Consider the following 2,154-nt stretch of genomic DNA (forward strand, 5'->3'; position numbering starts at 1 on the left):
ACGGCCACCGCCCCCCGTGCGCGCCCGGACCCGCCACCCGGCCCGGAACGGCCGCCGGTCACGACGCGGACGCCGACCACGACGAGGGACCCGTCGTCGCCGTCGAGCTGGAGCCCGACCTCTTCCGGCCGCACGACCGCTTCCACTGGCGCATCTGGACCTGGACCGCGGGACAGGACACCGTGCGCACCGTGGACCAGGACACCGACGGCGAGGGCGCCTCCCTGGCCGAACTCCCGTACCTCCTCAACGAGCCGCTCACCCGCACCTTCGGCAGACTCGACGGGCACCGCCGGGCCCGCCTGGAACTCGCCCTGCCCGTGGAGCACTTCGGAGTGAACGTCCATCTGTGGCGGCCGGGCCCCGTGGTGAGCAGCCTCAAGCCGCACCCCGCCGAACGCCCCTTCGGCGTACACCGACAGGTCGTCCTGCGCTGCCTCAAACGCCGCGGCGAGCCCACCGAGATGTGGCGGGAACGCTGGCACGGTGTCGCCGAGAACGCCCCCAAGGCACTCCCGGTGCAGTCGGACGCCGCCGCCCGGACCCTGGCCGAGGCGCCGCCCGGCGCGGTCCCCGTGCTGTGCCGGCCGCCGGCCGAGAGCGCCACCACGCTGACCCAGGCCATCGGCGCCGGATACGGCGTCGTGCTCTGGCACCTCAGGGCCGAGCACACGCACGGCTGCGGCCCGGACTGCGACCGGCTGCACGAGAAGGCGGCCGAACTGCTCGCCACCACCGGCCGGGCCACCGCCCTGCCGGAGCACCTGCGCGCCCTGCGGGAACGCGTCAGCAACGCCGACTCCCACGCCTACTGGGCCGAGGACCTAGCCCTCCTCTACGACGACCCAAGCCGCCCGATCCCGCTCTGCGACGACCTGCTGGAGTCCCCGTGACCGAGACCCCCGAGACGGACTGGCACATCTACCGGGGCACCGGTGAACCGCACGACGGGATCGCCCGGCTGCCTCCGCCGCCGCCCTGGCGCGACTTCGACGGGGAGCCCGTGACCGAAGCCGTACCGCCGCTCGGCAGCGAGTCGACCCGGCGCCTCGGCACCCGCGGCGACCGGCGCATCGCATGGCGGCCCGAGGAACTGGAACTCGTCAACGCCGCGCTCTACCTGCGCCGCCCGCTGCTCGTGACCGGGGACCCCGGGTCCGGCAAGTCCACGCTCGCCCACGCCATCGCGCACGAACTCGGTCTCGGCCGGGTCCTCCAGTGGCCCGTCGTCAGCCGCACCACCCTCAAGGACGGCCTCTACACCTACGACGCCATCGCCCGCCTCCAGGACACCCAGATGGCCGAACTGCGCGGCGAGGGACACCGGGACATCGGCGAGTACCTGCGGCTGGGCCCGCTCGGCACGGCCCTGTTGCCGTACGAACGCCCCCGCGTCCTGCTCGTCGACGAACTCGACAAGAGCGACATCGACCTGCCCAACGACCTGCTGAACGCGCTGGAGGAGGGCGAGTTCCGAATCCCCGAGCTCCAGCGCATCGCCGGACGGCACGGCGCGGTGGAGGTGCTCACCGACGACGACGGCCACGCCACCGTGCACGACGGGCTGGTCCGCTGCCGGGCCTTCCCGATCGTGGTGATGACCAGCAACGGCGAGCGGGACTTCCCCGCCCCGCTGCTCCGCCGCTGCCTGCACCTCGACCTGCCCGCCCCGCGCAACGACGAGTGGGGCCGGGCGCGCCTCGGCGCCATGGTCGGCGCCCACTTCGGCGGCACGGAGGCGGACCACCACGAGGAGCTCATCGACTCCTTCCTCGGCTCCGCACCCGGCGCCCTGCGCGCCGCCGACCAGCTCCTCAACGCCATCTACCTCACGCAGGAGGCGGTCCGCGACAGCGAACCCGACCGGCAGCGCCTCGCCGACCTGCTGATGCGGCCCCTCGACCACGGCGACCACGGCAGCGGGCGCCGCTGATGGACGCACCGGACGGGCAGGTGGGCGAACTCGCCGAGCGGCTGCGCGCACTGGGCACCGAGCCGTCCGCGCGCGAGATCGCCGAGGCCCTGTGGCTGGCCCGGTACGTGAGCCCGGCGGCGATGTCCGCCGAGCGCACCCGGAAGACCGGGCCGGCCGGCGCGGGCGGCGCCGCGGACCCGGACTCCCCGCACCCCGCGGACGGCCCGGCGGACACCGCG

The 2,154-nt window shown here is 74.7% G+C and carries 3 protein-coding genes; all 3 read left to right on the forward strand.

What is annotated here, in order from left to right; translation table 11 throughout:
- The coding region (locus GTW67_RS35040) for a VMAP-C domain-containing protein (protein ID WP_524539857.1) at positions 1-893 on the forward strand (893 nt) is incomplete at its 5' end.
- Positions 890-1,933, forward strand: coding sequence for an AAA family ATPase (locus tag GTW67_RS35045; RefSeq protein WP_346010818.1), 1,044 nt, complete (start codon positions 890-892; stop codon positions 1,931-1,933). The genes GTW67_RS35040 and GTW67_RS35045, both read left to right, overlap by 4 nt.
- The coding region (locus GTW67_RS35050) for a hypothetical protein (RefSeq protein WP_161168755.1) at positions 1,933-2,154 on the forward strand (222 nt) is incomplete at its 3' end. The genes GTW67_RS35045 and GTW67_RS35050, both read left to right, overlap by 1 nt.

It is taken from the genome of Streptomyces sp. SID5910 (assembly GCF_009862125.1).
In the GTDB taxonomy this organism is placed as follows: domain Bacteria; phylum Actinomycetota; class Actinomycetes; order Streptomycetales; family Streptomycetaceae; genus Streptomyces.